This window comes from Pseudozobellia thermophila (genome assembly GCF_900141855.1).
Taxonomy (GTDB): Bacteria; Bacteroidota; Bacteroidia; order Flavobacteriales; family Flavobacteriaceae; genus Pseudozobellia; species Pseudozobellia thermophila.
The window spans coordinates 22,689-29,044 of the sequence record NZ_FQYU01000019.1 but is presented as its reverse complement, the minus strand read 5'-3'; the positions used below and the strand labels follow the sequence as shown (position 1 = coordinate 29,044).

Sequence of the window (6,356 nt, the reverse complement as noted above, 5' to 3'; positions counted from 1 at the left end):
GCTGATCTGTGTCGGATGTATTTGGTATTTCTGGGCCAGTTCCGCAAGGCTATGCCGCTCTTTCAAGGCTTCCAATACTACCTTGGTCTTGAATTTCGATGTGAATTTTCTTCGTGTCATATTCAGTAAATTTAATGATTAAACTTACTGTCCTAAAATTTGGGGTATCTACATAAGAGTCAGTATGCTTTCTAGAATATAGCGACTGAGCCGTACATTGTTTCTAAAATTATCTGTAAGCCTTGATTTTTTTGTTTCTTTTTTTATCAAGAAAAAAAGATAAAAGAAACGCCTACTGGTTACAATGTTGAAACTCTATTTTACATAATGTTAATAGTTACAATTAAAAAAAGATTAAATAGTAACGAGAATAGAATAAGTGCTTAGAATTTTATTTTTCTTAAAATTGAAGCTCTTATGGAATGCCACGAGAATCGCGTAGAAAAAAATATTATCTACAATTACTCAAATACACTAAATTTTCAATAACATCTAAAACCTAGCTTTTTTTTGGCGCTGGCAAAGCGGTTGGAAATTGTGTTTAAAAATAAATGCCATATCAGGTATTTAAATTTTTAAAAAGCAATCGAGCGCATTGGCATGCGGCTATTTTACATAACGGCTAATTATAGATACAAATAAATTATTTCGCCATGCGCAGCATACCGCTTTAAAAGTTTCATGACCCCGCTGAGAATTTGAATAAGCAGAAAATTGTTGAGGGATATTTTACATAATAGAATTATAGCTTACGAATATTAACAAACTTTTCAGTAAAACGGCTTTGACATACGCGAGAAAATAAAATTACCCGGTGGGTGATTTTATTTTTCGGCGAGACGAAGCGTAGGCCTTCCAGTAAAACGGCTTTGATATAATATCTGACGATATGAACCTAAAGGCGTCATATCTGATATTATATCAAATACACGGTATACGCCGTTTTACGACATGTGCCAAAATGTACTATAATGTTCCGCGTTATGTAACTTGAGCTTTGATTAAAAGCGAAAGTTGTTACAATCTTCATTGATTTTTTTTCTTTCTAAAAACTTTCTTCTAAAAAGGTAATGGAATACTCTTTGCCCGAAGCGACGGTAGGAGCGAAGTGGTAATGTGTGTGGAATGGTATTTTACTACAAATTTTAATCAATCACTAAAAGCAGTAACTTATTTCTTGTTAATTTTTCATATATTTATTTTTCCCACTGTTTGTTTCCTACACGTAGTTTTTCCCCCAAGTATTATTAATAATTTAAAAATTTGCTTGATGAAAAATCTATTATTTCTATTATTTATTTTCCTTCCAATTTCATTTTTCTCTCAGGAGTCACATGACTTTAGTCGTGACCCAATAAATGTTGATGGTTACTCAAGAGATAATACACCAGCAGCTGCTAGTCGCGTTGGTGGTAGAGATGATAGGGGGAAGTCTACAAGCAAAAAGTCAAAATCAGCACCAAATCCAACTCAAACCATTTCACAAGTAAATGAAGAACTTAAAAAATCACTAGACTATTATGCGACCTATTTTCAACTTGACAATTATATAACCACAAAAACTAGTACTGGACTAACAATGATTGAAGCTCTGGAGCCTTTACAATTATTTGATGAACCCGTAAGAGCCCCAGTATACCCAAATTCATCTCCATCTGACCTTAGAAGAGATCCTTTAAAAATGGAATTTGCACAAAGTTTATCAAAAAAACTAGCTAAAACAAAAGACCCAGCTGCCAACGTTTTAAAGTCAAAAGTATCAAATTACCAATATTATTTACGATCTAAAGAGGGTTTAAGAATTGCAAATGTTACTGCTTTTCAGAATCGATCCAGAGAGTTTAATAGTATGATAGAACTTCATAAGTATGGGATAGCCTCTTTTGATAAATTTTTTCAAGATTATTATTCCGGTAGACCTTCACGTTTCAATTCTATAGAATCTTTACAGGCTACTCAAGTTCTATTCTACACTTATCTGCAGACGGCAAAAGAACTTATTAACCCATATACTTTTCAAAACGCCTACATGACAAGACTTGGGATTAATTCAGAGAATTTTGCGCGTATCCTTGTAAAAGAAGCAGAAACAATCTTGGCATTTGCTAGAGGGCTTCAAGATGGAATTGAACTGTCAATTGTTGAAACTATAGATTTAGTAAAAACAGTTTCAACGTACGTCCTTAATAATATAAATAGTCCCGGTCAAATGATTAAAAAAGCTTGGGAGTTGATAACTTCCGTCAATCCAGAAGCAGTTTTTGCGTCTCTATTTAATAATGTTTACAAAACAGTAAATACTCTTGACTCAGGAACACCTTATGAGAAAGGACAGGTAATTGGAGGTTTTATAACAGGAGTGTTTTCCAATTCAGTGGGAGGAACATTACCATATAAGCAAATGGCGGGTTATGTAAAAAATGAAGCGCAAGATTTTCTGACGGGTATAAAATCAATCCTAAAAAATCAGGATGGTGCAATTGGCAATACAGGGCTACTAAACATAATTAGAAATAAAGTTCCAAAAAATGTAAGCAAACTAGAATTTCCAGATTCCAATTTACGACATACTTTGGATAATCACGGGGCAGATTTTGGTATAGCTAATCCTAAGAGTTCCTCACGAGAAAATCTCAATGCACTGAAAGAAAAATTGGAGAATCATATAAAAGACAAAAACACTATTGCTTTTAAGGGTACTTATCAGGACTTTCTTCCAAAACCGACAACACACTATTACAACAATCAAACACAGATAAATGTTTTCTTTAACCCGGATGATCAAACATTATGGTCCGGCTGGAAAGTGAACAATAAACAAAAAGAATCTTTACTAAGACATCAACATTTGCCTAATTTAAACCAAGATAATTAATATAAGTGGTTAAAATGAATCACGAAATACGGAAGGGAAGTGTAATTTGTGAAACAGTAGTTTTTTTGGTGTAAGTTAATCGAAACAAGGTAGAGAAATGTTACAATGGATAAATGAAAAACTCAATGTTGACCTCAACAATGAAGATCTCGATAGTATAAAAGATTTCGCGTTAATCTGGAATATATTTGAAAGTAAGGTTTGTGGGATGAATTTTTCCCCTAACCGAGTTCAGGAAGGAATAAACTCAAAAAAATATAAAATAAAAGACTTTTCAGAGGAATTGAAATATTTCCAAAATAGATATGTTACTGATGGGGAAATGAATTATCGCTTCCCATTTTTGTATTTCAGAAATAAAAAATCTGAAGAGTTTTCCAAAGACGTTCTATTAGGAAACAAATCTGAAGTAAATGAAGTAATTCTTGGTCTAGTTCTAATAATATATCGTCTAAGGAACAACTTATTCCATGGAGTAAAGGATATGGCGGTAATTAACGAACAAAAAGAAAATTTTGAAATGGCAAACTATATTCTTAGTAAGATTTTAGATGAATTTTATTAAATCTATTTTTTTGTAAAAGAAATACTGTTCATGCTGTAGCCTTCCCTGAAAATGTAGCCTTCCCTGAAAATAGGACAGTTTAAAATTCAGATTTTCTAACTTTAAATTTTAACTGTCACATGAAAAAAAGCAAGTTTACCGAGAGCCAGATCATCAAGGCACTGAAAGAGAACGAACAGGGCCGTAAGGTGGGTGATATATCCCGTGAGATGGGTATCGACACCAGCACTTTTTATTATTGGAGAAAGAAGTACGGGGGCATGGAAGTGGCCCATATGAAGCGTTTGAAGGAACTCGAGGAGGAGAACCGCAAGCTCAAACAGATGTACGCCGATGCCAGCCTTGACATCCGTATGCTCAAGGACGTACTGTCAAAAAAGTTCTAGGGCCTTCCGACAAGAAGCAGCGCGCCAAATACCTCCAGGAGGCCTATTCGGTATGTGTATCGCGTTCCTGTGGGGTGTTGGACCTTGCCCGGTCGATGTGGTACTACCATGGCAAAAGGGACGACACCGAGGTCGTCGATGCCCTTTCCAGGCTGGCCGAAGAGCTGCCGACAAGGGGATTCGAGGTGTATTACAAGCGTTTGCGTCGCGAAGGCCGAAACTGGAACAGGAAACGGGTTTTGAGGGTCTACAGGTCCATGAACCTAAAACTAAGGAGGAAGCACAAGAAGAGGCTTCCTGCAAGGACAAAGAACCCATTGGAGGTCCCGATGGAGCTCAACGAGGTCTGGAGCATGGACTTTATGGCCGATGTGCTGTCCGATGGAAGGAAGATAAGGGTGTTCAATGTGATGGACGACTGCAACCGTGAGGCCCTGGCCATGGATGTGGGGCTTAACTATCCGGCGATAAGGGTCGTGGAGACCTTGTCACAATTGGGGGAAGAGATAGGCCTGCCAAAGACCATACGCTGCGACAACGGTCCGGAGTTCATATCCAAGGCTCTATCGCAATGGTGCAGGAGCAAACGGGTGGAGCTGCGGTTCATCCAGCCCGGCAAGCCCATGCAGAACGGATATATGGAACGTCTCAACAGGTTTTACAGGGAAGATGTGCTCGATGCCTATTGGTTCAACGACCTGCACCAAGTGAGGACGCTGACCCAAAAATGGATGGAGGATTACAATACAAGGCATCCCCATTCATCCATCGGGGATATGCCGCCCAGGGAATACAGGAACCGTTTCGGGGAAGAATTCTTCCCCGAAACAGACAACATTAATGATAATTTTATGAATTTAGCGATGTCCTAAAAGGGGTAAGGCTACACTTACTGGTTACCATGTTGAAATCCTATTTGACATAATGTTAGAAGTAACTAAAGAAAAGTTTCAATCAGGACGAGAGGTTAGCAAGGGCTAAGAATTTTACTCGCAGAGAAAATTTTAGCTGTTGCGGCAAGTTGGCGAGAAGTTTGTGAAAAATTTACTGGCAGATAGTTTCTCGTAAATACGATATGTCAAAAATTCTAAAAGGTTTTGCTTTTTTTGGCGCTGGCCAAGCGGCTGGGAATTGCGTATAAAATAAAATGCCTGAGCATTTTGATTTTATGAAAGCAATAAGCTGTTGGCCGAGCGGCAATTTTACATAACGGCTAATTATAGATACAGCCGAAAGGTTTCTCGCTGGTGTTTCTAAGAATTTGAAATTTTCGAAAAAGATTTTTCTGTGTACAAATGTTGAAGCTACGTAAATTAAAAAGGTTGATGACCCTGTTCGTAATTCGCATAAAGGCTATAAACGTGAGGGATATTTTACATAATAGAATTATAGCTTACAGCTAAGGTGTTGAATCAGAAATACTTATAAACCAATCTGTACTATAATTTATATTATGTAAAATAGAATATTTGGAAATGAGGGCAGCCTTATGCGCCGCCCGTTATCCTTCCTTTAGCTCCCCCAAGTAATCCGAGACCTCATGGGCAAAGCTTTTAAAACGCGCCAGATGCTTTTGATACAGGCCCGAAATATAAAATTCGTTATGGCCGTGCCTTACCGTCGAACCGATTTCCTCGTTCGATACCACCAAGTCCTTGGCCATCTGCCTTAAGCGGTTGAACCGCTTAAACTGGCCATGCGTCCTGGGCTCGCCCATATACGACGACAACTTGGCCATAAACTGGTGGATGTCGCTACGGTTGCGGCCCAAGCGCTGCAACAGCACATAGTGGTCCTTGGTTTCGACGATGTCGGTCAGTGTGTTCCCGCTCAAATGCATTACTTTTCTTATTTTTTCACGGCAAATATATTCCTAACTTCTTCTATTTCTGTACTTAAACGATAATTTAACTTTAATTTCACGAGGCGTTTACCAACATAAGGGCCTAGTAGCCCCATTTTCTACAAATGAAGCTCGCCGTGCGAACAATTGGTCAAATAATCGTCGACACTCGAATGCAGCTTCCTAAATTCCGAAATTTGCCTTTTGGCCTGATCGATATACTCCCCAATGCCCGTCCTACCTTCCTTTAGGGCCTGGATCACGTCCCGGTTCTCCTTGTTACAACGTTCCATGGCGCTCTTTAGGGCCTCGATCCGTTCAAACAGGTTATAGGTCTTGGGCTCACAGCGATAGGATCTTAACTTGTTCCGCATCTGCATCAAATCCCTTTGGTTTCGTTCCAAACGCACGACCAAGGCGTTGCTGTCCGTTTCTCTCAAAAGATGAAGATTCTCCTTAAATTTTTCCATGGCATATCGATTTAGGGTTCTATTCTAGGAAATTATAACGGGGAACTCCTTTAAAGTTACAAAAAAAACACCTATATCGATTTCGGTATCGTACAGAAAACCAGAGTTTAACATTATTTTATCGTTGCCCTAACCTACTTGCGACAAAAAAAAGTGTTTTTCGACACCCGATCATCCTCCCTTCACCCTACCTTGCCTACTGTAAATAAATTCTTAA

At 38.3% G+C, this 6,356-nt stretch carries 5 protein-coding genes; 3 read left to right on the top strand and 2 right to left on the bottom strand.

The window, feature by feature from the left end; genetic code table 11:
* Positions 1–1,270: 1,270 nt before the first annotated feature.
* From BUB37_RS20870 to BUB37_RS21395, 3 genes are all read left to right on the top strand, one after another.
* Positions 1,271–2,875 carry a colicin D domain-containing protein gene (locus BUB37_RS20870; protein WP_072995953.1) on the top strand — a complete coding sequence of 535 codons (1,605 nt, stop codon included), beginning with the start codon at positions 1,271–1,273 and terminating at the stop codon, positions 2,873–2,875.
* Positions 2,876–2,972: 97 nt separating this feature from the next.
* A complete protein-coding gene (locus tag BUB37_RS20865; RefSeq protein ID WP_072995951.1) occupies positions 2,973–3,440 on the top strand; it encodes a hypothetical protein in 468 nt (155 codons plus the stop codon).
* Between the two features lie 119 nt (positions 3,441–3,559).
* Positions 3,560–4,698, top strand: a protein-coding gene (locus tag BUB37_RS21395; protein WP_244526917.1) for an IS3 family transposase whose coding sequence is annotated in 2 segments (ribosomal slippage) — positions 3,560–3,821 and positions 3,821–4,698 — 1,140 coding nt in all. Because the reading frame shifts where the segments join, the coding sequence is not laid out codon by codon here.
* A gap of 629 nt (positions 4,699–5,327) precedes the next feature.
* On the opposite strand, the gene BUB37_RS20850 is transcribed toward BUB37_RS21395, so the two are convergent.
* Positions 5,328–5,660 (bottom strand): hypothetical protein, encoded by a 333-nt coding sequence (locus tag BUB37_RS20850; protein WP_212635339.1) that lies wholly within the window; start codon positions 5,658–5,660, stop codon positions 5,328–5,330.
* A 128-nt stretch (positions 5,661–5,788) separates the two neighbouring features.
* Positions 5,789–6,139 (bottom strand): hypothetical protein, encoded by a 351-nt coding sequence (locus BUB37_RS20845; RefSeq protein ID WP_072995945.1) that lies wholly within the window; start codon positions 6,137–6,139, stop codon positions 5,789–5,791.
* Positions 6,140–6,356: the final 217 nt, after the last annotated feature.

Coding starts and splice junctions, on each gene's coding strand:
- BUB37_RS20870 (WP_072995953.1), top strand. CDS start 1,271: ATGAAAAATCTATTATTTCTATTATTTATTTTCCTTCCAATTTCATTT.
- BUB37_RS20865 (WP_072995951.1), top strand. CDS start 2,973: ATGTTACAATGGATAAATGAAAAACTCAATGTTGACCTCAACAATGAA.
- BUB37_RS20845 (WP_072995945.1), bottom strand. CDS start 6,139: ATGGAAAAATTTAAGGAGAATCTTCATCTTTTGAGAGAAACGGACAGC.